At 54.1% G+C, this 25,641-nt stretch carries 24 protein-coding genes and 4 pseudogenes; 17 read left to right on the top strand and 11 right to left on the bottom strand.

Annotation, left to right across the window (positions count from 1 at the left end; all coding sequences use genetic code 11):
- Positions 1-2: 2 nt before the first annotated feature.
- The gene (patD, locus tag ROR01S_RS09525) at positions 3-1,427 is read left to right on the top strand and encodes an aminobutyraldehyde dehydrogenase (protein WP_015584419.1); all 1,425 of its coding nucleotides are present in this window, start codon (positions 3-5) and stop codon (positions 1,425-1,427) included.
- Positions 1,428-1,458: 31 nt separating this feature from the next.
- On the opposite strand, the pseudogene ROR01S_RS27495 reads toward patD, so the two are convergent.
- Positions 1,459-1,641, bottom strand: a pseudogene (locus ROR01S_RS27495) (site-specific integrase); the annotation flags it as partial.
- Between the two features lie 63 nt (positions 1,642-1,704).
- Between ROR01S_RS27495 and ROR01S_RS26795 the strand changes: the two are divergent.
- A pseudogene (locus ROR01S_RS26795) lies at positions 1,705-2,820 on the top strand (IS3 family transposase).
- 346 nt (positions 2,821-3,166) lie between these two features.
- Here ROR01S_RS26795 and ROR01S_RS09515 read toward each other — a convergent pair.
- On the bottom strand, positions 3,167-4,321 hold the full coding sequence (locus ROR01S_RS09515) for a hypothetical protein (RefSeq protein ID WP_064359378.1): 1,155 nt from the start codon (positions 4,319-4,321) through the stop codon (positions 3,167-3,169).
- A gap of 184 nt (positions 4,322-4,505) precedes the next feature.
- Here ROR01S_RS09515 and ROR01S_RS09510 point away from each other — a divergent pair.
- The 3 genes and pseudogenes from ROR01S_RS09510 to ROR01S_RS25965 all read left to right on the top strand — a co-directional run.
- Positions 4,506-4,979: pseudogene (locus tag ROR01S_RS09510) on the top strand (hypothetical protein); the annotation flags it as partial.
- A gap of 59 nt (positions 4,980-5,038) precedes the next feature.
- Positions 5,039-5,405: pseudogene (locus ROR01S_RS09505) on the top strand (hypothetical protein); the annotation flags it as partial.
- Between the two features lie 287 nt (positions 5,406-5,692).
- Positions 5,693-5,866 carry a GnsA/GnsB family addiction module toxin gene (locus ROR01S_RS25965; protein ID WP_004861555.1) on the top strand — a complete coding sequence of 58 codons (174 nt, stop codon included), beginning with the start codon at positions 5,693-5,695 and terminating at the stop codon, positions 5,864-5,866.
- 540 nt (positions 5,867-6,406) lie between these two features.
- Here ROR01S_RS25965 and ROR01S_RS27025 read toward each other — a convergent pair.
- Positions 6,407-6,529, bottom strand: a complete 123-nt coding sequence (locus tag ROR01S_RS27025; protein ID WP_086816685.1) for a small membrane protein — start codon at positions 6,527-6,529, stop codon at positions 6,407-6,409.
- Between the two features lie 647 nt (positions 6,530-7,176).
- On the opposite strand from ROR01S_RS27025, the gene ROR01S_RS09500 reads away from it, so the two are divergent.
- Complete coding sequence (locus tag ROR01S_RS09500) at positions 7,177-7,419, top strand: hypothetical protein (protein ID WP_032717568.1); 243 nt, start codon at positions 7,177-7,179, stop codon at positions 7,417-7,419.
- A gap of 52 nt (positions 7,420-7,471) precedes the next feature.
- On the opposite strand, the gene yncL is transcribed toward ROR01S_RS09500, so the two are convergent.
- Positions 7,472-7,564, bottom strand: a complete 93-nt coding sequence (gene yncL, locus ROR01S_RS25960) for a stress response membrane protein YncL (RefSeq protein WP_004861562.1) — start codon at positions 7,562-7,564, stop codon at positions 7,472-7,474.
- 190 nt (positions 7,565-7,754) lie between these two features.
- Between yncL and ROR01S_RS25955 the strand changes: the two genes are divergently transcribed.
- Together ROR01S_RS25955 and ROR01S_RS09495 are read left to right on the top strand one after the other, a co-directional pair.
- On the top strand, positions 7,755-7,928 hold the full coding sequence (locus ROR01S_RS25955; RefSeq protein ID WP_004861568.1) for a GhoT/OrtT family toxin: 174 nt from the start codon (positions 7,755-7,757) through the stop codon (positions 7,926-7,928).
- A gap of 71 nt (positions 7,929-7,999) precedes the next feature.
- Entirely contained in the window at positions 8,000-8,770 is a 771-nt protein-coding gene (locus ROR01S_RS09495) for an alpha/beta fold hydrolase (RefSeq protein WP_064359377.1), read from the top strand.
- A 262-nt stretch (positions 8,771-9,032) separates the two neighbouring features.
- On the opposite strand, the gene ROR01S_RS09490 is transcribed toward ROR01S_RS09495, so the two are convergent.
- Positions 9,033-10,466, bottom strand: coding sequence for an aldehyde dehydrogenase (locus ROR01S_RS09490; RefSeq protein WP_015584415.1), 1,434 nt, complete (start codon positions 10,464-10,466; stop codon positions 9,033-9,035).
- Positions 10,467-10,728: 262 nt separating this feature from the next.
- Between ROR01S_RS09490 and ROR01S_RS09485 the strand changes: the two genes are divergently transcribed.
- Positions 10,729-12,327, top strand: a complete 1,599-nt coding sequence (locus tag ROR01S_RS09485) for an ABC transporter substrate-binding protein (protein ID WP_004861579.1) — start codon at positions 10,729-10,731, stop codon at positions 12,325-12,327.
- Positions 12,328-12,343: 16 nt separating this feature from the next.
- Positions 12,344-12,577 carry a YdcY family protein gene (locus ROR01S_RS09480; RefSeq protein WP_004861582.1) on the top strand — a complete coding sequence of 78 codons (234 nt, stop codon included), beginning with the start codon at positions 12,344-12,346 and terminating at the stop codon, positions 12,575-12,577.
- Between the two features lie 9 nt (positions 12,578-12,586).
- Here the strand turns inward: ROR01S_RS09480 and ROR01S_RS09475 are convergent, their stop codons facing one another.
- Both ROR01S_RS09475 and ROR01S_RS09470 read right to left on the bottom strand, forming a co-directional pair.
- Positions 12,587-13,036 (bottom strand): DMT family transporter, encoded by a 450-nt coding sequence (locus tag ROR01S_RS09475; protein ID WP_004861584.1) that lies wholly within the window; start codon positions 13,034-13,036, stop codon positions 12,587-12,589.
- A complete protein-coding gene (locus tag ROR01S_RS09470) occupies positions 13,033-13,551 on the bottom strand; it encodes a GNAT family N-acetyltransferase (RefSeq protein ID WP_064357092.1) in 519 nt (172 codons plus the stop codon). The genes ROR01S_RS09475 and ROR01S_RS09470 overlap by 4 nt, the downstream gene beginning before the upstream one ends.
- 210 nt (positions 13,552-13,761) lie before the next feature.
- On the opposite strand from ROR01S_RS09470, the gene ROR01S_RS09465 reads away from it, so the two are divergent.
- The 4 genes from ROR01S_RS09465 to ROR01S_RS09450 all read left to right on the top strand — a co-directional run bounded on the left by ROR01S_RS09465 (position 13,762) and on the right by ROR01S_RS09450 (position 16,815).
- Positions 13,762-14,337, top strand: a complete 576-nt coding sequence (locus ROR01S_RS09465; RefSeq protein WP_015584412.1) for a helix-turn-helix domain-containing protein — start codon at positions 13,762-13,764, stop codon at positions 14,335-14,337.
- Positions 14,338-14,402: 65 nt separating this feature from the next.
- The gene (curA, locus tag ROR01S_RS09460; RefSeq protein ID WP_004861590.1) at positions 14,403-15,440 is read left to right on the top strand and encodes an NADPH-dependent curcumin/dihydrocurcumin reductase; all 1,038 of its coding nucleotides are present in this window, start codon (positions 14,403-14,405) and stop codon (positions 15,438-15,440) included.
- A gap of 214 nt (positions 15,441-15,654) precedes the next feature.
- Positions 15,655-16,404, top strand: a complete 750-nt coding sequence (locus ROR01S_RS27020; protein WP_255265539.1) for a hypothetical protein — start codon at positions 15,655-15,657, stop codon at positions 16,402-16,404.
- Positions 16,405-16,509: 105 nt separating this feature from the next.
- On the top strand, positions 16,510-16,815 hold the full coding sequence (locus ROR01S_RS09450; RefSeq protein ID WP_064359376.1) for a DUF596 domain-containing protein: 306 nt from the start codon (positions 16,510-16,512) through the stop codon (positions 16,813-16,815).
- A 269-nt stretch (positions 16,816-17,084) separates the two neighbouring features.
- Here the strand turns inward: ROR01S_RS09450 and rihA are convergent, their stop codons facing one another.
- Together rihA and pqqU are read right to left on the bottom strand one after the other, a co-directional pair.
- Positions 17,085-18,020 (bottom strand): pyrimidine-specific ribonucleoside hydrolase RihA, encoded by a 936-nt coding sequence (rihA, locus tag ROR01S_RS09445; RefSeq protein ID WP_064359375.1) that lies wholly within the window; start codon positions 18,018-18,020, stop codon positions 17,085-17,087.
- Between the two features lie 660 nt (positions 18,021-18,680).
- Positions 18,681-20,792, bottom strand: coding sequence for a TonB-dependent receptor PqqU (pqqU, locus tag ROR01S_RS09440; protein WP_015584407.1), 2,112 nt, complete (start codon positions 20,790-20,792; stop codon positions 18,681-18,683).
- 260 nt (positions 20,793-21,052) lie between these two features.
- Here pqqU and yncE point away from each other — a divergent pair, with 260 nt between their 5' ends.
- A complete protein-coding gene (gene yncE, locus ROR01S_RS09435; protein ID WP_004861605.1) occupies positions 21,053-22,114 on the top strand; it encodes a 7-bladed beta-propeller protein YncE in 1,062 nt (353 codons plus the stop codon).
- Positions 22,115-22,258: 144 nt separating this feature from the next.
- Positions 22,259-22,480, top strand: coding sequence for a YgdI/YgdR family lipoprotein (locus tag ROR01S_RS09430; protein ID WP_004861607.1), 222 nt, complete (start codon positions 22,259-22,261; stop codon positions 22,478-22,480).
- Between the two features lie 45 nt (positions 22,481-22,525).
- Here ROR01S_RS09430 and ansP read toward each other — a convergent pair whose 3' ends face one another.
- Together ansP and ROR01S_RS09420 are read right to left on the bottom strand one after the other, a co-directional pair.
- Positions 22,526-23,989 (bottom strand): L-asparagine permease, encoded by a 1,464-nt coding sequence (gene ansP / locus ROR01S_RS09425; RefSeq protein WP_004861610.1) that lies wholly within the window; start codon positions 23,987-23,989, stop codon positions 22,526-22,528.
- Positions 23,990-24,178: 189 nt separating this feature from the next.
- Positions 24,179-25,066 carry a LysR family transcriptional regulator gene (locus ROR01S_RS09420; RefSeq protein ID WP_004861613.1) on the bottom strand — a complete coding sequence of 296 codons (888 nt, stop codon included), beginning with the start codon at positions 25,064-25,066 and terminating at the stop codon, positions 24,179-24,181.
- Between the two features lie 113 nt (positions 25,067-25,179).
- Between ROR01S_RS09420 and ROR01S_RS09415 the strand changes: the two genes are divergently transcribed.
- On the top strand, positions 25,180-25,578 hold the full coding sequence (locus ROR01S_RS09415; RefSeq protein ID WP_004861615.1) for a (R)-mandelonitrile lyase: 399 nt from the start codon (positions 25,180-25,182) through the stop codon (positions 25,576-25,578).
- Positions 25,579-25,641: the final 63 nt, after the last annotated feature.

The following is a 25,641-nucleotide window of genomic DNA, read 5'->3' as shown; positions in this document are numbered from 1 at the left end:
CTATGCAACATAACCTTTTGATTAACGGTGAGTTAGTGGCGGGTGAAGGCGAAATGGTGCCAGTATTCAATCCTGCTAATGGTGAGGTCATTCTGGAGATTGCAGAAGCCACGGAGGCCCAGGTCAACGCGGCGGTTGAGGCAGCGGATCGGGCCTTTGTCAGCTGGAGCCAGACGACGCCGAAAACTCGCGCGGACTCTCTGTTAAAGCTGGCGGAGGCGATTACCGATCACGCGGAGGCGCTGGCGAAGCTGGAATCCTTAAACTGCGGCAAACCGCTGCACTGCGTGATGAACGACGAGCTGCCCGCCGTCGCCGATGTGTTCCGCTTCTTTGCCGGCGCGGCGCGCTGTCTGCCGGGTATGGCGGCGGGGGAATATCTGGAGGGGCATACCTCGATGATTCGCCGGGATCCGGTTGGCGTGGTGGCCTCTATCGCACCGTGGAACTATCCGTTAATGATGGCGGCGTGGAAGCTGGCGCCGGCGCTGGCAGCCGGCAACTGCGTGGTCATCAAACCGTCAGAGATTACGCCGCTGACGGCGCTGAAGCTGGCTGAGCTGGCCAGAGAGATTCTCCCTGCCGGCGTGCTGAACGTGCTGTTTGGTCGTGGTAAAACCGTGGGCGATCCGCTGACCGGCCATTCGAAGGTGCGCATGGTGTCGCTCACCGGCTCGATTGCCACCGGCGCCCATATTATCGGCCATACGGCCTCGTCGATAAAACGCACGCACATGGAACTGGGCGGCAAAGCGCCGGTGATCGTGTTTGACGATGCGGATATCGATGCCGTCGTGGAGGGGGTGAGGACCTTCGGTTTTTATAATGCTGGCCAGGATTGTACCGCAGCCTGTCGTATTTATGCCCAGCAGGGTATCTACGATCGGCTGGTGGAGAAACTGGGCGCGGCCGTGGCTACGCTGAAAATTGGCCAGCCGGACGACCCTGCTACTGAACTGGGGCCGCTGAGCTCGCAGGCGCATCTGGAGCGGGTCAGCGCAGCCGTTGAAGCTGCCCGCGCATTACCGCATATCCAGGTGGTGACCGGAGGAAGCCCGGCGACTGGCAAGGGATATTTCTATCAACCGACGCTGCTGGCGGGCGCCAGGCAAGATGATGATATTGTTCAACGTGAGGTGTTTGGTCCGGTGGTCAGCGTGACCTCGTTCAGCGATGAAGATCAGGTGCTGGCATGGGCCAATGATTCCCAATACGGCCTGGCTTCGTCGGTATGGACCCGCGATGTGGGCAGGGCTCATCGTCTGAGCGCGCGTCTGCAGTACGGCTGTACCTGGGTTAATACCCACTTTATGTTGGTTAGCGAGATGCCGCACGGCGGACAGAAACTCTCCGGCTATGGGAAGGATATGTCGATGTATGGTCTGGAAGACTACACCGTCGTGCGTCATGTGATGATAAAACACTGATAAAGTGATAAGTGGCTGTAATGTATGATTATTACAATGCAGCCATTTTCTCATGGGGCATCTGTGGGGCATTAAAGTCAAAATTCTGGTTGAGCAGAGCGATTTGATTACCATTTTGGTCAGACATCCACTTTCCGTAAACACTGAAAACCATCTGAGCATTTGTATGGCCCATCTGATTAGCAATGAAGCTCGGGTTTGCGCCAGCACTTAATAAATCGCCACAGGTTTAACAGACATCTCAGAGTCATTTGAGATGGCTTAAAGAGAGGTGCACATGAGCAATAAGCGTTATCATGAAGAGTTTAAAATTGAAGTGGTCAAACCAGCGTTGCAATACGTTTCGATACCACTAGCCATAGTCTTTACGCCGAGATAAAGATGTACGGGTCGGACTCTTCCATCCACAAAGAAGAGTCAGATGCTCAGTCCGAGATCCGTCGACTCCACAAGGAGCTGAAGTGGGCTACTGGCGAACGGGACATATTAAAAAAACCGCAGCGTACTTCGCAAAGCTGTCCGACTAAAGTACGCCTTTATCCGTGGCAACATCTGTTGCTGACCTATTCGTCTGCTATGCCGGGTGCTGGATGTTCATCCGAGTGAGTTTTACTCGTTGCTTCAGCAGCCGCATTCACCACGGCATCAGGCGGATCTGATGCTGACAAGCCAAATTAAACAGTTTTGACTGGATCCCGTTTAATTTATGGCTATCGCAAGATCCATCTCGACCTGCGAGATAGTGGGCAACAGTGCGGGATTAACCGGGGCTGGCGGCTGATGAAACGTGCCGGGATAAAGGCTCAGGTCGGGTACCGCAGCCCACGAGCGTGTAAAGGGGAAGCCTGTATTGTAATACCCAACAGGCACCAGCGGCAGTTCAATCCGAAGCACTGGGTAAACGCTAAGTAACGGACATAACTTACATCTGAACCGACGAAGGCTGGCTGTATCTGGCCGAGGTTGTTGACCTTTTCTCGCGCAAAGTTATCGGATGGTCAATGGAACGTCGGATGACAAAAGATATTGTCCTGAATGCGCTTCCGATGGCCGTGTGGCGACATAATTCTCAAAAACAGGTTCTGGTTTACTCCGATCAAGGTAGTCAGTAAATAAGCCATTAGTGGCAGTCGCTCCTGCAATCACACGGACTAGAGGGCAGTATAAGCTGTCGTAGTAACTGTTACGGCAACGCAGTTGCAGAAAGTTTTAACAGCTACTGAAGCTCGAACGGACAAAGAAAAAGGTCTACGGAACGAGAGATGAAGTCAGAAACGATATTTTTGATTACATCGAAATGTTTTATAACAGCAAGCGTCAGCATGGCCCGAGCGAGCAGATGCCAGCGGCTGAATATGAAAAACTAAATTATAAACGGCTCAGAAGTATGTAGATTATCCGTGGCGATTCAGGTGAGATTAATTATGACATTGAGGCTAACGTATCCGGCCTGATCCAGGCGCAGCAGCGGGTTAATAAACGCCTCGACCCAATGGACGCCAAGTTGAGCAATCAGCAAGGTCTGCTGGGCGGTACGAAGGAGCTTTAAACAAGTTTGGCGTTGCCATTGCAGCAGCTTTCATCATTGATGCGGTTAATAAGCCTATCGCCATTGGAGATGAGATGTTTAGTGCAGTGGTTGACCTGCTGCTAAGTGATTTCGATCGTGGTGGCCCAGTATCGTCTCAGTTGCAGCAGGTATTTGGGTTGAGTCGGAAGGCTATGGGGAGTTATTAGTCTTAAATACATTTCTCTTCAGGTGGTAGTTGACTAGTTTCCAAGATATTAGTGAAGGCCGTATTAGCTTTGTCAATGTCAGACGAGTTAAAAATAAAGCAACTTTGGAATTGATTCCTGACTAGCCGTCTAAAAATGTTTTTGTCCTCTTTGTTTTCATTGAAATTTATAAACATGATGGATCTGTAATTTATATTTATATATTCTGGGCATAATAGTATCTTATCCCCGAGGTTGAACGGGGCTGTTGCACTGATATAAAAATGATTATTATCTGTAATTTTTCTTGTATTCCAGTGCTCTGCAGGAAAGGTTTCGCTTGAGTACTTCCCCCCATTTACCCTATAGGTGTTAACACACCAGTCCGCAATACCTATTGACACCATTGTTTTTTCAATTGTATATGCATTAACCTCTCTGATAAGAGACATTGGCAATATAAGGAACATCAAGGCAAAAGCTAAAAGTTTTATATTAATATGGTTATTTTTAATGCTTGAGTAAATGTAAGCAATGGCAGGAGCGAAAATGCATAATATATAAATTATAAATAGTGCTGTGATTGGTATGAATGTCTTTGCGTTGGCGCCAACGATTTGCTCTAAAAGAGATTGTATAGCTCGAAATGAGATTCTCATTGATGACCATATGATTGCGAGTAATGTAACGACTTTTATTTTTTCTCTAAACCCTACGATAAAGTAAATAATAAGTGCTGTTAGTGCCATGTTAATTGTTAGTGTCGTCATCATATAATGGCTTGGGTTGATTTTTTGCAGGGAAAAAATGAAAGCAATGGATGGAATTGATATGGCAAAAACTGTAAGCGATGAGAGTACTGTTAGTGCTAATTTAGCAGATAATTTTAAGTTATTATGTTCTGTGTCATTTCTGAACAAAAAGGGCACAAACAATAATGGTATCGATGGGAGCAATAGTTTGATGATGTATAGGAAAAAGGATAATATTACAGGAACTACATTGGAGATGTTTGTCATGCTTGGCATGAATAAATCTAGACGGTAAATTGCCTTTAAGTGAAGCCAAAGTAAGACGCAGGAAAGAAATATAAAAACAGGGATGAGTTGGATAACGTTTTTTATAATGGTGCCTGATGAATCAAATAATTTATTTATCATGCCGTTGATTTCATTCATTTTTCATATCCACGCGGTTAATTTTCTTTGTTGGGGGGCTGTATGTGTGAATTTTTCGGTAGATCAAATTCATCTTAGTTGATGTGTGATTGTTTTCTAGTAATGAATAAGAACATTCCATAACATATAGAAATCAATGATTTTTTTATGGAGTATATTAATTTATTTTGGGAAGGGGCTATCAATGATAACCGTTTTATATCCGAATTTTCTGCTGCTTCCCCAGAGCGCCGATCAGAACATGACGCAGGATACAGCCTGGCAGACGACGCAGACGGTAGTCGGTCCCTTGATAATCACGTCAATCACCACGGACTTAAAGGCGACGTGGACATTACAGTGGATATTCACGCTTGCCCAGGCCGAGTGTTTCAAATCGTGGCTGCGCTCACCGACTTACTGTGACTGCGGGGGTAACTGGTTCCAGATTCCGATCGACCTTGAGGATACTTAGGGCGCACAGCAGCATACACTGCATTTCGTCGATATGCCGGTGCAGACCAGCAAAAACGGCAGCTCTCGTCACCTTGACGGCAATTGTTATCAGCAATGGTATCGAGGACATTAACGAGGATCATGACGACTGGATTGTTGAGGCCCAGCCTGGCTATAGGTACTGGCTGGATTACCTGATAACGAAGTGATGCCGAGGGCTGACTGGTGCCAATATTTAGAGAATGGAAAGAGCGACGGCCGGCCAGCGAAATTAAACAAACAGTGGAGTTTTACCACCCTGCATTTGGTTATTACCGTGTCGTGAACTACTTATTTCACCCGGTGACGTTTGGCGGCAACTCGTTCTATCCTACGTGGTTTAGCGTGACAGAACCGGTGTAGGACGGGACGGCAATCATATCAATGACGATCACGTTTGTCGCCGCTATGAGCATGTCAGGCAGACACTGAAAAGCTGGTGCGGAGCGGCGCGTGTGACGCCTATAAAGTGCCTGTATCAGCAGTGGAATACGGTCGGTGATGCATCCCCCTGAAAGACTGGACGTTATATGTGAACGATATTTCCGCCGATGTCAGCAACGTCACCGTGACCACCGGAAAAACTAACCCGCTTACGCTGGCCGACAATTTTAGCGATGCGGAAGGAACCATCTATGCCAAAGACCTGGACCAATCCGAAGTTCTCTTCAACCGCAAAAATGGCGTCGCCACCATCTCCTTTCCTCTGCAGGATGGGCGTACTATGCTTAAAAAATGGCGTTGTGATACAGGGCCTGATATCACTAAATAACCGATGGCAAAAAACAGCTTCAAGGAAGATAACCTATTGTTTATAATGGATTAGGGTTGGCTTTCGGCTAACGCGGGACAACCCTTACGCTATACGACATCGTGAAATTCAAGGAGAGTTGACCAATGAAAAGCGAAGAGCTGACTCGTAAAGCTGAAGAAGAGATCTCGGCGCTGATTAGCAAAAAGATTGCAGAACTGCGCAAGAAAACGGGGCAAGAAGTCTCTGAAATTGAGTTTGTTGCTCATGAAACCATGTCGGGTCTTGACGGATACGACGTCAGAATCAAGCTGATGTGAAAGATAAAGGTCGCCGGGGCGGCCTTTTTTATGCCCGCTGCTGCGGGCACAACCTTCAGAGGTCGGCCGTGAGTATGAGGCGGTGGCCGGGTGACGCTGATGGCGCGATCGCGAGCTTGTAACGGACGGGATAGTCACTCATTGAGTGCATTAGCTTGCTAATAGTCACAATGGCAGTAATTGCTAAAACAGAGACAGCGAAATATGAGAATATTCTTACGCCCCTTCAAGAGCTAAGCCAATGAGTGCCGGAGATAAGCGCCGGGTGGGGCGCGTAACCTGCCTGTCAGCGTGGAGAGACAGAGAGCGAATCCAGATGATATATCCGCTGCTGCGGCAATCCACAATAAAACCCCTGTACTGAATACAGGGGTTTTTTGTTGCTGTGTACCACGTCGGCACAATAGGTGAGAGAAGGGCGCAGAGAGGGCGGAACGATCTATTTCCCGCATAAACTATAGTGTTATTTATCGCGCATGAAGTTGCAGTGAGCAAAACGTTTGTGGCCTATTCGCACGATGTTGTCACGCGCGCGTCGTGCTATCGCTTTGATTTTTTGGTCGGTAAACCAGACTGACGACGGTCGCGAATGTAAGAGACCAGATTATACGCTGCAATTACCAGCAATAGCAGTGCCACAATAAGCACAATAATTCCAGACATGTACCACCCCAAAATAAATGAGTAAAAACAAAAAAGGTCAAAATATGCAGTTAAAATGTAATTTCTAAAGGGTGATAACGCAAATGATATTTACTGATAAGTGCATTGTCAGTCACTGTTGAAAAGACAGGGTTGATTTAATTATTTGTTATTAATCAATGTATTGGTGTGTTTTTTCTTGCTGTTTTTTTGGGCTGGCGTTTAAGTTGTTCCGCATTTTTAGTCAACTTCCTATAGGTTTTTTTATTATCCATCATTAATTTACCGTATAATTTATGATGTTTTTTAGGTTTGTTCTTATACACTATTTTTATTATTCATCGAACTCTTCGGAACCTCATGTAAGGTATCAGACAGTTATTTTCTTTTTAATTTCACCTGACCAGATTGTTTTCATAGAGGAAATGACGACAAATTGTTCATATTGTCCAGTAACCTGCAGAGATGAAAGGGGGAGAATGAAGGGATATCCGCGGAGGCATCTTTTTGTTCCGCGACATTTTGTTCCACTACATGGTGTAGAAAAATGCTAAGAAACGCTGTCTGGCCGCGGCGGCCTGGGGGTAAAAGGATGCTTGAGGTTTGACTTTACAGGCTGGCTCATGCGAACATTTGTCATAATTTGTTACTTCGACGTTGATCTTGTTTTGAAAAAAATAGCTTTTTTTCTGTCAGTGGCCTGCGCCACGGCAATTCTGTATGGCAATTTACCTGCCCGGCGTATTAGCCTGTGTGAACAGCAGGGGGTCAGCGAATCCGTCTGTACGGCGGCTGAGTGGGATAATGAAAAAGTTAATCTGCTGCCTGGCTATGACCCTGAATATATGAAGGCTAATGCCGAGCTTCAGGCTCAGACCCGCGCGGATAAAACCGTCGCGATTAAAGCGTAAAAAAGCAGCCCGCAGAGGCTGCTTTTTTAGGTTTCTTTGCTGAATAAAATCACTAAAACCAACCAAAACGAACAGATAACAGGCTGATAAGCGCGAAAGCTACGCCGACATTAATCAGAATTACGGTTTTGCTGGAAACATCCATAACGCCACCTTTATGAGTAAGCCTCTACAGGTATAGTACGAGGCGAAAGGAAGTGCTATCAGACAAGGATGAATTGGTTGTTTTCCGCTGATTAAGCGTGCGATTCATTGTGTGATTTTGCGGACTGTGTCGCACTTCTGCTGCCACGCATCTCCGTATCATAATGGGGCTTATCAGGGAAGGAAGAAGAATGACCTTATACCAGAAAATGCTGGTTTTTTATGCAGTTATGGGATGTATTTGTGCAATCATTAGCTGGTTTCTGACAAAAGAGAGCCGTTTGATTCGCCTGCTGGCCGCTCTGTTGATCGGCGCCACCTGGCCGTTTAGCTTTCCGATGGCGCTGCTGGTCTCTTTATTCTGACAGCATAAAGCGATGGCAATCGCCACAATATTACTGTATAAAAACACAGTAACTGTTGGCGGGGCAACCTTATGAAGCGCTATTTTTCCTCATTCGCTGGCGCGAACGTGCGCTGGTTTGATTTCCCAGGGCACGGCGACCCGGTGGTCATTATTCACGGGCTGGGTTGTGCATCCTCTTATGATTATCCCGGCGTGGCGACCGATCCGGCTTTTTCCGGCCGGCGGGCCCTGCTGATCGATCTGCCGGGCTTTGGCTATAGCGACAAGCCCGGCTCTTTTGGTTACGGTATCGCTGAACAGGCGCGGGTTGTTGTGGAGTGGCTTGACAGTCTGCAGCTGACCCGCTGCTCACTGTTCGGGCATAGCATGGGCGGCAGTATTGCCATTGAAGCGGCGGAGCTTCTGGGCCGTCGCGTCCAGGCTCTGCTGGTCTCCGAACCTAATCTTTATGCCGGCGGCGGCATGTACAGTCGGGCTATCGTCGCCCAGCCGGAAGCCGAGTTTGTCGCCCGCGGCTTTGCCGATCTGCTGGCAGCGGAAACGTCTCCCTGGAGCGGGTGTCTGCAAAACAGCGCCCCCTGGGCAGTATGGCGAGGAGCCAGCAGCCTGGTCGACGGGGCGTCGCCGTCCTGGTTCGCCCGCTTTCAGCAATTATCCTGCCGCAAGGCGCTGATTTACGGTGAGCTGTCGCTCCCGGCTCAGGAAGCTGACGACGTTGTCGCCGTCGGTATTCCGCTGCTGGTGGTGCCGGATGCGGGCCACTCTATGGCCTGGGAGAATCCCGTTGCCCTGGCCGATTGCATGGCGCAATTCTTCGGGGGTACGCAGGCGGACGGCTAAATATCGCCGTGATCACTTGTTTGCCCGACCGCGCGGAGGACGGAACCGCCAGCCGTGGCTTGCGAAGACGCTGGCGTGTAGCGGGACTAACTTTCTCGGCCCGGTTGGCAGGAGATGCGCTGGTTAAAGATCAGCATCTTTCGTTGTGGCGCGCTGTCGTCACGGCGTTGCGACCGTTCCGCGGTTAGCCTTCCCCGGAACGGCAGCGCAATGGGGCTGTTTTAAACTGGTGATGAGAATCGGCAACCGGCAGATCCGCTGATTAAAACGGCAGTTCGCGCGGGCTGGTCTGCAGCGTTATCCAGCGCAGTTCGGTAAATTCAGCAACACCTGCGCGGCCACCAAAGCGTCCGTAGCCGGAAGCTTTGCAGCCGCCAAACGGCATCTGCGCTTCATCGTGCACGGTGGGGCCATTAATGTGGCAAATGCCGGTTTGCAATCTCTGGGCAACATTCCACGCCCGGGCGGTGTCGCGACTGTATACCGCCGAGGAGAGTCCGTATTCACTTTCGTTGGCTACCGTCAGCGCCTCCTGCTCATCCTGCACCCGGATAATGGCTTTTACCGGGCCAAAGGACTCCTCCTGCCATATCCGCATGCTGCGGGTCACCCCATCAAGCAACGTGGCGCGCATCTGGGTTGTGTCGGCTTTACCACCGGTTAAAAGCCGGGCCCCTTTTGCCAGCGCGTCGTCAATCAGCGCATTGCAGCGTGTAACGGTCTTCATATCGACAACCGGCCCCATCAGCCCTGCGGGCAACGTTGCCGCGCGGCGGCTGAGCAGGGCGATAAAGGCATCGGCTATCGATTCGTCGACGATAATGCGCTCGGTCGACATACAGATCTGCCCGGCGTTAGCGAATGAGCCAAAGAGGGCTCCGGCCGCCGCTTGTTCGAGATCGGCATCATCGAGGACCAGCAGCGGCGCTTTGCCGCCCAGTTCAAGCACTGCCGGTTTCAGGTACTGTCCGCAGGTGCGGGCGATAATGCGTCCGACCGGCGTAGAGCCGGTAAAGTTAACGCGGCGTACTGCCGGATGGGCGATAAGCGACTCCACCAGCGCGGGCGCATCTTCCGGCGCGCAGGTGAGATAGTTCACGACACCGTCCGGTAATCCCGCCGCAGCCAGGGCATCAATAATCAGCGCCTGACTGGCGGGCGACATCTCGGCTCCTTTGAGGATCACCGTATTCCCGCAGGCTAACGGAGTTGCAATCGCGCGCGTGGCGAGGATCAGCGGCGCATTCCACGGCGCCATCCCCAGTACCACTCCAGCCCCCTGACGGACGGCCATAGCCAGATTGCCCGGTACATTCGACGGAATAATCTGCCCTTCAATCTGGGTGGTGAGGGCGGCGGCTTCCCGCAAAATGTCGGCGGCGAGATGAACGTTAAAACCCGCCCAGTGCGCCGTCGCGCCCGTCTCAGCCGACATTGCGGCGATGAATTTTGCCTCACGTTGCTGCATTTGCTCCGCCGCCTCCAGCAGCAGGCGGCGACGTTCGGCGGGGGCCGTGTCGCGCCATTGCGGGAAGGCGGCAGCGGCGGCCTCGACGCTGCGCCGGGCGTCGGCCAGGCTCGCAGCCGATGCGGTGGAAGCCGGCTGTTCGCTGAGCGGATTGGTGCGGGTAAAAGTGGCCTGGTCTTCAGCATCATGCCACTGGCCATCGGTATATAAGTTGCAGGTAATTGTCATGGGAAAACCTCGTTGGGTTGTGTTCTGCGGTTTTCCGAGTGTATCGGGCGACGGGAGCGCATGGGACAGGCAGGGCGGTTATCGCACGTTTTTTTTCTGGTTTTATAGGCAGTTCACAACTTCAGCAGGTTGGCCCGGACTGGAGAATAAATCGGCGAAAACAGCGCTTTCAGCATAACCTGATACCGATTGATTATTTGCCGGTTGCATGCCGCTGTGCTGTTATTAGAGCACTTATAACAAATTGATAAGGTTTATAACCATGTCTACAGGGAAAACGTTAATTGCGCTGGCGTTAAGCGCCTGGTTGCCGGCTGGCGCCGCGTGGGCGGCCGGTAACGATACGCTGATCTATTGCTCCGAAGCATCGCCGGAATCATTTAACCCGCAGATTGCCAGCTCCGGCCCCTCGTTTGTGGCCAGCTCGCAGGTGCTGTATAACCGCCTGATCACCTTTGATCCGCTTAAAAACACACCGATCCCTTCGCTGGCCACCGCGTGGACGGTATCGCCAGATGGCAAGACCTGGACCTTTACCCTGCGTAAAGGAGTGAAGTTCAACAGCAATAAGTACTTTACCCCGACCCGCGATTTTAACGCCGATGACGTTCTGTTCTCCGTCCTGCGTCAACAGGATGCGAAACATCCGTACCATAACGTTTCGCAGGGCAACTATGAATATTTTCATGATGTCGGGCTGGATAAGCTGATTAAAGAGGTGAAAAAGGTCGATGATTATCATGTCCAGTTCGTACTGAGCGAGCCGAATGCTGCCTTCCTTGCCGACTGGGGAATGGATTTTGCCTCAATACTCTCCGCGGAATACGCCGATGCCATGATGAAGAAAGGCACGCCGGAGTATGTTGATACCTGGCCTGTCGGGACCGGCCCGTATGCGCTTCAGCAGTATAAAGTCGATTCGCTTATCCGCTACATTGCTAACCCGCATTATTGGGAAGGCGAGGTGCCGACAAAACATCTGATCTTCTCCATCACCCCGAATGTCGAGACTCGCCTGGCGAAGCTGCAAACCAACGAATGTCAGATTATCCCGGCGCCGTCGCCGGTGCAGTTCGCCGCGATCAAGGGCAATAAAGATCTGGCGCTGCAGGCTGTTGAAGCGTTGAACGTCGGCTATCTGGCGTTTAATACCGAGAAAAAACCGTTTGATAACGTGCTGGTACGTCAGGCGCTGAACTACGCCACCGACAAACAGGCAATCGTCAAAGCGGTATTTATGGATTCGGGCGCGGTAGCCAAATCTCCGCTGCCGGCGAATATGCTCGGTTATAAGAAAGATCTGCCGGATTACGACTACGATCCGCAAAAGGCGAAAGCGCTGCTGAAGCAGGCCGGGCTGGAAAAAGGGGCGGAGGTGACCTTGTGGTCGATGCCGGTACAGCGCCCCTACAACCCCAATTCGCGCCGCATTGCCGAAATGATTCAGAACGACTGGAGCAAAGTGGGCATCAAAGCCAAAATCGTCACGTATGAGTGGGGGGAATATCTCTCCGGCATGCGCAAAGGCGAACACGACAGCGCCCTGTTTGGCTGGATGTCGGACAATGGCGACCCGGACAACTTTGCCGGGACATTGCTGAGCTGTGATAATATCAAGACCGGTTCCAACGTTGCCCGCTGGTGCGATAAGTCGTATGACGCGCTGGTCAAAAAAGCGATCCTGGTCAGCGATCCGCAGCAACGCGCCGCGCTGTATGGTCAGGCGCAAGAGATCTTTTATCAGCAGGCGCCATGGATCACCCTGGCGACCGGGAAAACCTACTACGCCACGCGCAGCAACGTTAGCGGGTATAGCGTGAGCCTGATGGGGAGCGATTTTTCGAAGGTCAAATTGAACTAAGCCGAAAGGAGCACATATGGCACATCTGGATGACGTTATCGCCCGCGTCGATGCGGCGATCGCCGAAGGGGTGATTACTCACATGAATGAACTGCTGGTGGCGCTGAGCGATGATGCTGAGCTGAGCCGCGACGAACGCTATACCCAGCAGCAGCGTTTACGCACCACGATTGCCCACCACGGCCGTCAGCAGCATGAAGAGCAGGAAACGCGCCGCGAGCAGTTGAATAAAGGCGGCGCCATTCTCTGATATTGCGCGCTAAAACTGGCGTCTGGCTACCAGCCAGGCGCCTGCCACCAGCATAACCGCGCCGCACAGCGGCCCCAGCAACGCCCGCCACGGCACGCCGTGCGCGCGAATGATATCCATCACGAGTCCCCCCACCAGCTGGCTGGCAATCAGCACCGCAATCGTCGTGGCGGCACCAACGTTCTGATAGCCACTGATGCTGGCGAAGACAAAAAACGATCCCAGCAATCCTGGAATGAGCGTCCACCATTTTATGCTGAGCGCCAGCTCCTGAAAGCCCGCTGCACCGTGGCGCAGGAGCAGGATGGTAACGAAAATCACAATCCCCACCAGCGAGTTCAGCAGCATCGCAATGAGTATTGTGGAGGCGGACTGCGTAATACGCACCATCAGCGTATTTTGCACGACCAGTCCGACGCCGGCGGCAATCAGACAGGCGAGGGTCAGCGAAGCGTTCATGCGCTGGCGTCCGGATCGTGACGATCGTCGAGCTGGAGCTGCATAAAGGTCAGATCCAGCCAGCGGCCAAATTTTGTGCCGACCTGCGGCATCTGTCCGGTGGTCACAAACCCGAGCGTTTCGTGCAGATGCAAAGAGGCCTGGTTTTGCGCTTCGATACCGGCCACCATGACATGTTTGTTCAGGCGACGGGCCTCCTTAATCAGCGCCACCAGCAGGCTGCGGCCTAATCCTTTACCCTGATGATCGGGGTGGACGTAGACCGAATGTTCGACGGTATGGCGAAAGCCGTCAAATGCGCGCCAGTCGCCAAACGAAGAATAGCCGGTCACGACGCCGTTTTCTTCGCTCACCAGGACCGGATAGCCTGCCAGCTGACGCGCTTCAAACCAGGCGATGCGATTATCGGTATCGACGGTTTTGTCATTCCAGATGGCGGCAGTGTGCAGCACCGCGTGGTTGTAAATTTCGGCAATCGCCGCGCAATCTTCTTTGCAGGCATAACGAATGGTCATAGCAAACCTCAACTCAATATCCGTACACTATAGTAGTACGGTATTATTACAATAATGTACGCGACGCTGTCATCTGTTTTAGCAAGAAATTTATCATGGCCTGTCGTCTGCGTGCAGGTATATCGGGGGTGAGGTGGCCAGACGAGACGACGCGGGTTTTGCCTGAGGTCGCCTTGTTTGAGATTAATTCATACACTATAGTACTACGCTATGAATACTATTGAAGACAATATGAATCAGCGCATTAGCGCACGTATCCGCATCGAGCGCGAATCTCGCGGCTGGTCGCTCAGCGAACTGGCCGAGCGCGCCGGCGCCTCACGCGCCATGATCCACAAGATCGAACGCGGCGAGAGTAGTCCGACGGCATCGATGCTGGGGCGGCTGTCCGGCGCTTTTGGCATTAGTATGTCGACGCTGATTGCCCGAGCGGAGATGCAGGAAGGTAAACTGCTGCGCTTTGCCCAGCAGCCGGTATGGCGCGATCCGCAAAGCCACTATTTACGGCGTCACGTTTCGCCGCGCAGCGATCTGCCTATCGATCTGGTGCAGGTGGAGCTGCCGGCGGGTAGCGATGTACCGATGCCCGCAGCCTCCTACGCGCTGGCGCGTCAGCTGATCTGGCTGCAACAGGGGGAGCTGGTTTTTGTCGAGGGCGCGACCCGGCATGAGATGCGAGCCGGCGATTGTCTCGAACTGGGGCCGCCTAACGACTGCCGTTTTATCAATGAATCCAGCACATCCTGCACCTATCTGGTCGTGCGATTAAATCAATCTGCCTCATAATGCCAATGTGCGCGGCGGCAATTGCGACTAGCCTCAGTACAGGTCCTAAACAAGAGGAGTTTGCTATGGCTTTTCATCCGCAACGTCACCGCCGCTGGGTGCTGGCTTCTCGCCCGCACGGCGAGCCGACAGGGGATAATTTCCGTCTGGAAGAGAGCGAGGCCCCGACGCCGGGTCCCGGGCAGGTGCTTCTGCGCACGGTTTATCTCTCGTTAGATCCCTACATGCGCGGGCGCATGAGCGATGCGCCGTCCTACTCGCCTCCGGTTGCCATCGGCGCCGTGATGGTCGGTGGAACGGTGAGTCGCGTTGAAGCGTCTGACCACGCTGACTTTACACCGGGAGAGTGGGTGCTGAGCTCCGGCGGCTGGCAGGATTTTGAACTCTCCGATGGCAACGGGCTGGTGAAGCTGGGTGAACATCCGCAACACCCCTCGTGGGCGCTCGGCATCCTTGGGATGCCTGGTTTTACGGCCTATATGGGGCTGCTGGATATCGGTCAGCCGAAGGCGGGAGAAACGCTGGTGGTGGCCGCGGCCACCGGGCCGGTTGGCGGTACGGTCGGCCAGATCGCGAAGCTAAAAGGCTGCCGTACGGTAGGGATTGCCGGGGGCAGTGAGAAATGCCGCTACGCGGTCGAGACGCTGGGCTTTGACGTCTGCCTCGATCACCGCGCGCCGGATTTTGCCGAACAGCTGGCGCAGGCCTGCCCGCAGGGCATTGACGTTTACTATGAAAACGTCGGCGGCAAGGTGTTTGATGCCGTGCTGCCGCTACTCAATACCTCGGCGCGAGTACCGGTGTGCGGCCTGGTCAGCGGGTATAATGCGACTGGACTGCCGGAGGGGCCGGATCGTCTGCCGCTATTGATGGCGACGCTGCTGAAAAAACGGATCCGGATGCAGGGCTTTATTATCGGTCAGGACTACGGGCATCGTATTGCCGAGTTCCAGGAGGAGATGGGGCGCTGGGTACGGGAAGGCAAAATCAAGTACCGCGAGCAGCTTGTCGATGGCCTGGAGCGTGCGCCCAATGCGCTGATTGGTCTGCTGAAGGGCGAAAACTTCGGCAAAGTCGTGGTCCGGGTTTCACCCGACGAATAGGTCTTATGCCCCGGCGGCAGAGCGCCGGGGCGAGGATCGGCCAGGCACCAGAAATGGCGCGCCCCATCCGGGGTTTTCCTTAACTCATCTCTTTGTTAAATATCCTGCCTTACCTTTCTTCCGCGACCGTGATAAGGGGGATAAGGAGGCAGCTAAACGCGTCCAGGCCCGGCGGGAAGCAGCGATTATCGTGGCAGCTGCCAGCGGCGGAGGTATGGCACTGACTGCAGGTGGCATGACTCTGGTTGGTGCTGCACCCGAACTGGTTCTGGCGGCAAGGCTGGTCATCGCCGGTTGCAAAACCAACCCCGCGCTTTGCCTGAATCAGGCTGGTATTTATGCGGCAGACATTGTGGCACCAGAAGCCATCATTGGTACTGGCGCTGTAACGACCGGCAGCACATTAATCCTAGGTAAAACCGAGGACAGCGTGAAGAAGCTGAGCCGACAGCTGGTGAACGTTTTCGATGAGTTCTACAAAACAAAAACGTTCAATACCCAGCCTGTTGCTGGTTTTATCAAAGGAGAAACAGCAGCCGGGGCTAATCTGTCGACGAAAACGGCTGATTATGTCAAAAGCCTGCAAAAAGATAACACTGCCAAATTAGTAAGTATTTTTAACAAACAAAACCCTAACGCTGAATTAAATGTTTTTGGGAAACCTTTACAACAAGTTTTGGGACCTGGAGGGAGTGATACCAGAGGTAAAATTAAAGTTTTTGCTTCAGAAAAATTAACTGAGGATGAAATTATTAGCTTTGCTACATCTCTAACTGGTGGGATACCATTTAAAGAGCAGATTCTTCCAGACGGTAGGTTGATGTATGTAAAAATAAATGACAATCAAACAATCAAACAATCAATCTTCGAGATTTTTCAGCTTCTGCAGAGAAAACCGGAGCAAGGTGGACAATTGAAATCATTGGGAATTCAGATATTAAAACTGTCTCCAAAACATCATTAAATAGATTTGAAGTGAAATTTAGATAAAAGAGGAGGTAAGGTGACGTATTTAACCGAGAAACAATACCAGGAAAGGAAAGAGTTTCTTCAAGGGGCTTCTACCACCATGTTATGGAAAAATATCGACCCAGAAAGTGTTGATGGCACCTATAAGCTAACTTATAAAGAAGAAAAAGCGCTTTATATCTGGTTTATCGGGCGTTTGCTGGAGGATGGTGAAATCAAACTTGCTCGTCATGGAAAGTTCCTCCCAGGAAGCATCGACAAGCAGCTCGAAGCTTTTGAAATGGCATTTCCCAAAACTGAGGATGATATGAATTGTGATGCATTTGAAGGATTTTGGTTTTTAAGTGAAAACTGCCCAGCTGGCATTGTCTGGATCCACGAGAACGGCTATGAAGGCTGGACCTGATACACCGCTAGTCATAACGGCTCTTCGGAGCCGTTATCCTTGAATACCTTTCCAGGGTAAACGCTGTTTGTCGGTCACGATACTGGAATTAACGAAGCTGCCTGCCTCTGATAGATCCAACCCGGACAGACCAAAGGCAGGTTTATTGACGAACGAGCGGACAGGCTCTGCGTCTGACAAACTCATCGCCTGATACTCTGCAAACTGCCGACGCTCGTCTTTATCCAGAAGGCAGTATCGCAGCCTTTAACGTCTCTCAGAATCCTTATTCAGCCATAAAACGCCAGCCGCTCGACTAACAGGTCCACAAACCGCTCCCGGTCGATATCCAGCAACACCGTGGTATTTGGCTGCTTGCCGGTGAGAAAGTAATAATCAACCACCGTCATCCCCTGGGTGTATTTCCCCTGAGTTTCCACGCCCACCCAGCGCTCAACGCTGGTAAACAACTCCGGCTTCAGCAGCCAGGCGATGGTGCAGGGATCGTGCAGCGGAGCACCGGTGAAACCCCATTTGGCATCCTTGTGATACTCCATAAAGAAGTCGAGCAGCTCGGCAACAATGGTCGCCAGCGGGTTGCCCACCTGGCGGAAACGTTCGATATCCAGGCCATGAATCTGCGCCCGATGCGTGACGTCCAGCCCGGCCATCACCACCGGAATACCCGACTGGAAGACGATCTCCGCCGCTTCCGGGTCGACGTAGATATTAAACTCGGCGGCGGGCTGCCAGTTGCCCAACACCATCGCGCCGCCCATCAGGACAATGCGGGCGATCTTGTCATGCAGTTCCGGGTGGCTGTTGAGCAGCAGGGCGACGTTGGTTTGCGGGCCGGTGGCGACAATCGTCACCGGTTGCGGGCTTTCGCGCAGCGTTTTGGCCATCAGCTCGACGGCGGTGCAGGCCTGCGGCGTAAAATCTGGTTCCGGCAGCGCCGGGCCATCAAGCCCGCTTTCGCCGTGAACGTTTTCGGCGATGATCAGCTCCCGCATCAGCGGCTTACGCGCGCCGCCGGCGACAGGAATGTCCTGCCTTCTCAGCAGCGTCAGCATGCGCAGCACGTTGCGCAGGGTTTTGTCCGGCGTCTGGTTGCCAGCGGAGGCAGTGATCGCCTTGACGTCAAGTTCGGGTGAGGCGAGGGCGAGAACCATCGCGATGGCGTCATCATGACCGGGGTCGCAATCGAGAATGATCGGCAGTGCCATAGCAGCTCCTTGTTGGGCGTTATTTGTGACAAGGGTAACGCTCGAGGGCACAACAGACGAGAAAGGATAAAACAAAGCGTGATGTAAGCCGCAATAAGACGCACGTGGGGACGATCCGCCGGTGGCGCCATGCTTTCCGGGGCTAAGGGTTTGTGCGGTCTGCTTCCCCGGTGGCGCTATGCTTGCCGGGGCTACGGGTTTGTGCGGTCTGCTTCCCCGGTGGCGCTGCGCTTACCGGGGCTACGGGTTTGTGCGGTCTGCTTCCCCGGTGGCGCTGCGCTTACCGGGGCTACGGGTTTGTGCGGTCTGCTTCTCCGGTGGCGCTGTGCTTACCGGGGCTACGGGTTTGTGCGGTCTGTTTCCCCGGTGGCGCTGTGCATCCCGGGCTACGGGTTTGTGCGGTCTGCTTCCCCGGTGGCGCTATGCTTCCCGGAGCTACGGGGATGTGGGGGCTGTTTCCCCGGTGGCGCTGCGCTTACCGGGGCTACGGGTTTGTGCGGTCTGCTTCTCCGGTGGCGCTGCGCTTACCGGGGCTACGGGTTTGTGCGGTCTGTTTCCCCGGTGGCGCTGCGCTTACCGGGGCTACGGGTTTGTGCGGTCTGTTTCCCCGGTGGCGCTATGCTTACCGGGGAGTCAGGTTTGTACGATCTAAGGCTGGGGTTACTCAAAACGCCAGGCGAGATTCAGGCCGACGCCATAGTTACGTCCCGGCGCGGGTTCGTAGTAACGACCGTTGGACTCGTTGACAATCACCGAGCCGACGTAGCTGCGATCGAAGAGGTTATCGACGCGGCCAAACAGATCCATGTCCATCTTGCCATAGCTCCACTTATAACCGGTGGTGAGACCGACCACCGTCCAGGACGGGGCTTTTGCGGTGTTCTCGTCGTTAGCCATGATATCGCTCATATAGCGAATATCGCTGCCGGCGTACCAGCCGCGATCCGGCTGATAGCCGAACGAGGCGTAGCCCATATTGCGCGCGATGCCCGGAATACGGTTGCCGTTGCAGCTGGCGTCATCGCAGACATTGGTCCGGTAGGTCGCATCCAGCCAGGTCCATGCGGCTTTCAGACGCCAGCTTTCGCCAAACTGCTGATCCAGCCCCAGCTCCATCCCCTGACGACGGGTTTTGCCGGCGTTTTTGTAGCTGGTACGGCCGCCGCTGCTGGCATCCACCACGATCTCGTTATCGGTGTTGGTCTGGAACAACGCGGCGGTAAACAGGCCATTGCCGATCCGCGTCTTACTGCCGATCTCGACCGTGTCGTTAGTCGCAGGCTGCAGGCCGAAGTTCAGACCGCTCTGGTTATCGGAACGGTAGGAGAGTTCGTTAATGGTGGGCGTCTCAAAGCCGCGCCCGGCGGAGAGATAAACGTTCCACGCCTCGGTGACCGCATACTTTAACGAGCCGGCCGGCAGCCATTTATGGTAGCTGGCGTCGCCGCTGTCATCGCCGTTACCCGGGGTAACGTAATAATCGTTGGAGTCAAACCATACCGAACTGTAGCGCACGCCGGCATCGAGGGAGAGTTTGTCCGTCAGCTGCCACTGGGTCTGCAGATACGGGTCGATGTTCCACATCAGATTACGTTCATTACGGCGCAGGTTCCCCTCTTCGCCGTACTGCGGCGCGCCGTTGACCATCACGAAGTTTTCAAACCCTTTGCGCCGCTCGCTCATGTTTTCATAGTCGAGACCGGTGGTGAAGGTGACCGGCACCAGCAGTTCGCCGCGGTGAGTCCAGCGGGTATCGATCCCCTGATAGTGGCGCGTCAGGTCGATAACGCCGCCCGCGTGAGAGGGGTTGAGCTGAGGCGCGCGTGGGATTGACTGATATTGCGTGGTTTCACGTTCACCGGCGTACATCATCACGCTCAGGTCATCCTGCTCGCTGAGCTGACGCTCGTAGCGCAATCCTGCCTGGGTCTGCTTCGTCGACTTACGGGTATTGTACTGATCGCCGCGTGGCGACTGACGCGGGTTATTCCGCCATTCATCGTAGGTCAGGCCGCCGGCGTCATTGGCTTTGATATCCACGCTGTTAAACAGCAGGGTCAGCTTACTGACGTCATTGATGCGCACGCCCAGTTTGGCGTTCGCCAGGTTTTTGCGGGCGCCGCTGTGATCGCGGTAGCCGTGAGTGGTAAAGCGGTTGGTCGATACGGTGTAATCAACGTCCCCGGCATGCGTTCCGTCGCCGACGGCGCCGGTCGCCTTCAGGCCATAGTGCCAGGTGCCGAAGCTGCCGTAATAGCTGCTGGCTTCGATGGTTGGCGGCTGGCTGCCGGTTTGGGTCGTCACATTGATCACCCCGCCGGAGGAGTTGCCGTACAGCGCAGAGAACGGACCGCGCAGGACATCGAGGCTATCGACGCTGCCGATATCAATATTCGAGGTTTGGCCCTGGCCATCGGGCATGGTGGCCGGAATACCGTCAACGTAAATGCGCAGCCCGCGCACGCCGTAGGTGGAACGGGAACCAAAGCCGCGAATTGATAGCTGCAGATCCTGAGCATAGTTCTGTCGGTTCTGAACCTGCAGTCCCGGTACGGCGCCCAGCGATTCAGAGAGATTGACTCGCGGCGCCGCCTGACGCATCTCATCGCCGTTAACGACGCTGACCGCGGCGGGGGTATCGAGCTCGGAGACCGCGGTCGGCGCGGCGGTCACAACCATAGTTTGTTCATCGCTGGTGCCGGGCTGGGCCACAGCGATCAGCGGAAAGAGGAGGGCAGGTAGCGCAGCCGTGCGCACGGAAAGGATTTTCATAGAGCTACTCGTGAAACGAACCAAACGGAACATATGTCCACATGTTAACCCTTTTGTAATTTTTTGAAAATTATTAACGTTATTTTCGTTAAATAATGGCACCGAATGGTTATTTTCGCCGTCAGTTTTCATAAATAACGCTCCACTTCATGTCAAATAATGATTACTATTCGCATTTGAAAATGAACGCAAAGCCAGGACTTTGTGTCAGGGAAGCAATGTCGAGCACGCACATAGGTGTTTTATTCAAGGGAGTCGTCATGTCATTACGTCATCTGTCCGCGCCGCGTCTGCGTCGTTCACTGTTATTAACCTCTTTACTGCTGGCGGGGAGCTTCAGCGCTCATGCGGCAGAAGAAATGTTGCGCAAGGCGGTCGGTAAGGGCGCATACGAAATGGCTTACAGCCAGCAGGAAAATGCGCTGTGGGTCGCAACTTCTCAAAGCCGTTCACTGGATAAAGGCGGGATTGTTTATCGTCTCGACCCGACCACGCTGGAAGTGACGCAGGTTATTCATAACGATCTGAAACCGTTCGGCGCGACGATCAACACTGCTACGCAAACGCTGTGGTTTGGTAACACCACTGACAGCACCGTTACCGCCATTGACGCGAAAACCGGCGCGGTGAAAGGCCGTCTGGTGCTCGACAATCGTCAACGCAGTGAAACCGTGCGTCCGCTGGCGCCGCGTGAGCTGGCGGTCAATGAAAAAACCAACACGGTCTATATCACCGGGTTGGGTAAAGAGAGTGTGATCTGGGTTGTGGATGGTGAAAAGCTGACGCTGAAAGACACTATCACCAATACTGGCGCCATGGCGACCGGGCTGGCGGTGGATGCTGATGCGAAGCGTATTTACACCACCAATGCCGATGGCGAGCTGCTGACCATCGACAGCGAGAGCAACAAAATTCTCAGCCGCAAGAAGCTGCAGGATGACGGTAAAGAGCACTTCTATCTGAACCTGAGCCTGGATACCGCCGGCCACCGCGCCTTCATCACCGACAGTAAACAGCCGGAAGTGCTGGTTGTTGATCTGCGCGACGGCAAAGTGCTGCAGAAAATCGCTGCGCCGGAATCCCTGGCGGTGCTGTTCAACCCGACGCGCAATGAAGCCTACGTGACCCATCGCAAAGCCGGCGAAGTCAGCGTAATTGATGCTAAAACCTATAAAGTGGTCAAAACCTTCAAAACGCCGACCTACCCGAACAGCCTGACGCTCTCCGCCGACGGTAAAACGCTGTATGTCAGCGTGAAGCAGGAGTCGACCCGTCAGAAAGAAGCGACCCAGCCGGATGACGTTATCCGTATCGCGCTGTAAGTCGTGATTGAGGAGGGGGAAACCCCTCCCGCCCGCCAGAATCACCCTCTGTTACAAACACTTATTGGCCCGATTGCGGTTATGGTTTTACAATCATCGTTTTGCCGCCTGCTGCCTGGCGGAATTAATCATTCTGGAGGATGTATGAATAAGCCATTTATGGTTCTGTGCGCTGGCGCGATGCTGGCACTGCTTGCGGGCTGTACTTCAAACTATGTAATGACGACGAAAAGCGGGCAGACCATTGTGACTCAGGGTAAGCCGCGTCTGGATAAAGACACCGGTATGACCAGCTATGTGGATGAATCCGGCAATCACCGCCAGATTAACAGCAGCGATGTGTCGCAGCTGGTGGAAGATAACTAAGCAGGAAGCGGCGGTTTGCCCGGTGACGGACAAACCGCGATAGGGTTATTTTTGCGCTGACTGTACGCCCGGCGCCGTACTATGAATAGCATGAACGCGCTTACGCACGCCGAACCAACCGGCCACCAGCAGTACCGCAATCAGCGGAATGGAACCGATGGTATAGGTACCGTTCGGGTAATCGAAGGCCATCAGCACCAGCACGCTGAGCAGGAACAACAGGGTCAGCCAGGAGGTGAACGGCGCACCCGGCATCTTGAAGCTGACATCCGCCGCTTTCCCTTCCTTGATAGCTTTACGCAGACGCATCTGGCACACCACGATAAAGCCCCACGACGCGATAATCCCCAACGAAGCCACGTTTAAGACGATTTCGAAGACCTGCGACGGCACCAGATAGTTCAGGAACACCCCGACGACATACACCGCCAGCGTGGCCAGAATCCCGGCATACGGCACCTGATGACGGCTCATCTTCGACATAAACTTCGGCGCGGAACCGCCCATCGACATCGAACGCAGAATACGCCCGGTGCAGTACAGGCCAGAGTTGAGGCTGGAGAGCGCGGCGGTGAGCACCACGATATTCATTACGCTACCGATGTACGGTACGCCCAGCTTCGAGAAGAAGGTCACAAACGGACTTTGCCCGGCCTGATAGGCATTCCACGGCAGCAGCAGCACCAGCAGCAGCACCGAGCCGACGTAGAACAGGCCGATACGCCAGATCACGCTGTTAATGGCGCGCGGCACCATCGTCTGCGGCTCTTTACACTCGCCGGCGGCGGTCCCGACCAGTTCGATGGAGGCAAAGGCAAACACCACCCCCTGAACCAGTACCAGCGCAGGCATCAGCCCGTGCGGGAACAGACCGCCGTTATCGGTAATCAGGTGGAAGCCGGTGGCATTCCCGTCCAGCGGTTTGCCGCTGCCGAGGAAAATGGTCCCGACCACCAGGAAGGCGACAATCGCCAGCACTTTGATCAGGGCGAACCAGAACTCCATTTCGGCGAACCATTTCACGCCGATCATGTTCATGGTACCGACGATCGCCAGCGCCCCGAGCGCGAAGACCCACTGCGGGACATCGCCGAAGGCGCCCCAGTAGTGCATATACAGCGCCACGGCGGTGATATCGACAATCCCGGTCATCGCCCAGTTAACGAAGTACATCCAGCCGGCGACGTAGGCCGCTTTTTCACCCAAAAACTCGCGGGCGTAGGAGACGAAACTGCCGCTGGAAGGACGATGCAGCACCAGTTCGCCGAGGGCGCGTAAGATAAAGAATGAGAACAGACCGCAGACCAGATAAACCAGCGCCAGCGCGGGGCCAGCCATCTGTAAACGCGCGCCTGCGCCGAGGAACAGGCCGGTACCGATGGCGCCGCCGATGGCAATCATCTGTACCTGACGGTTGCCCATCGCTTTGTGATAGCCCGATTCCTGGGAGTTGAGCCAGTGACGTCTGGCGGCATGGTGTTCCGCCGTCGAGTGTTGCTTTGTATTCATTGATGTACCCATTTTCCTGTCAATGTCCATGAGTGGTTCATCGCACCGCTGAGTAGCAGTACGTTATGCTGGCTTTCCCATCATTCTGACGTAGGAGATAAGCAGAGCATGGCGCAGCATCCTACACGTATCGAGATAGTCACGCACGTAAAACATTTCTCGACCGCACTTGCTTAAATATCAATGAGTTCAAAGACGGAGGGCGTCCACCAGAAGGCTGAAGGCCGTCGTATGCTGGCGGCGGCTGGGGTAGTAGAGGTGATAGCCGGGGAAGGCGGGAGTCCAGGCCTCGAGGACCCGGATGAGTCGTCCTTCCGCCAGCGCCTGTTGCACGCTATCTTCCGGGACATAGGCCAGACCCAGCCCCGATTCCGCGGCATCAATTCGCTGCGGCAGGCTGTTTAAGGTAATTTGTCCTTCAACCCGCACGCGGACTTCGTGATCGTCCTGCGCAAACTCCCAGGCATAGATACCGCCGAGGGTCGGCAGGCGCAGATTAATACAGCGATGTTGTGCGAGATCGTAGGGCGTTTGCGGGATACCGTAGCGCTGAAAATAGGCCGCTGAACCGATTACCGCCATGCGCATATCGGGCCCGATGCGCACGGCAATCATATCTCTGGCAACCTGTTCACCCAGACGAACGCCGGCGTCATAGCGGCCGTCGACAATATCGGTCAGGCCGTTGTCCACGGTGATTTCGATATTGATCTCCGGGTATTGCAACATGAAGTTTTTCAGCGCCGGCCAGAGCACGGCGCTGGTGGCATGCTCGCTGGCGGTCAGGCGGAGGTTACCCGCCGGACGGTCGCGGGTATCGCGCAGAGCGTGAAGCTCCTGTTCTATCTCTTGCAGGTGCGGACTCAGGCGCTGGAACAACTTTTCGCCCGCTTCGGTAGGCGCCACGCTGCGGGTGGTGCGGGTCAGCAGCCGCACGTCGAGCCGGGCCTCGAGGTTGCGCATCGCGTGGCTGAGGGCGGACTGGGAGACGCCAAGCTGAGCGGCCGCACGGGTGAAGCTACGCTCGCGGGCGACCACCATAAACGACAGCAGGTCGTTAACGTTATCTTTTAACATCACTTTTCCGGATTAATGAATTTCGTTCATGGTTCCTTTCTGATTTTGCAGTCTAATCCTCGTTGCCAGATTGCGCTACTTTGAACAGACACGTCATGTTGAGAGGAACAGAAATGAACATTATTCGTAGCGGCTCACAGCCTTCGAGAAAGGGGCCGGATAGCTGGTTTACCGGCGATGTTCGTATTGATGCGCCGTTCCAGGCCAGCGAGCCGGCAAAAGTGGGCGGTGCGACGGTCACTTTTGAACCCGGCGCGCGTACCGCCTGGCACACCCATCCGCTTGGTCAGACGCTGATCGTCACCCAGGGGCGCGGCTGGCTGCAGGAGTGGGGCAAAGAGCCGCAGGCGCTGAATCAGGGCGATATTGCCTGGATTCCTCCGGGCGTAAAACACTGGCACGGCGCCAGCAGCGAGACCGCCCTGGTGCATATTGCGATTGCCGAAGCAGAAAACGGCAGCCCGGTAAGCTGGCTGGAAAAAGTGACCGACGACCAGTATCCGGCAGGCTAATCCCGTTGGCCCCGCGTCCGGCCCGAGCTACCGGCCGTGTTCCGTGGGGCAGCCGGTAGCGCC

This window comes from Klebsiella ornithinolytica NBRC 105727 = ATCC 31898 (assembly GCF_001598295.1).
GTDB classification, from domain to species: Bacteria; Pseudomonadota; Gammaproteobacteria; order Enterobacterales; family Enterobacteriaceae; genus Klebsiella; species Klebsiella ornithinolytica.
This window is presented reverse-complemented; position numbering and strand designations above follow the sequence as displayed.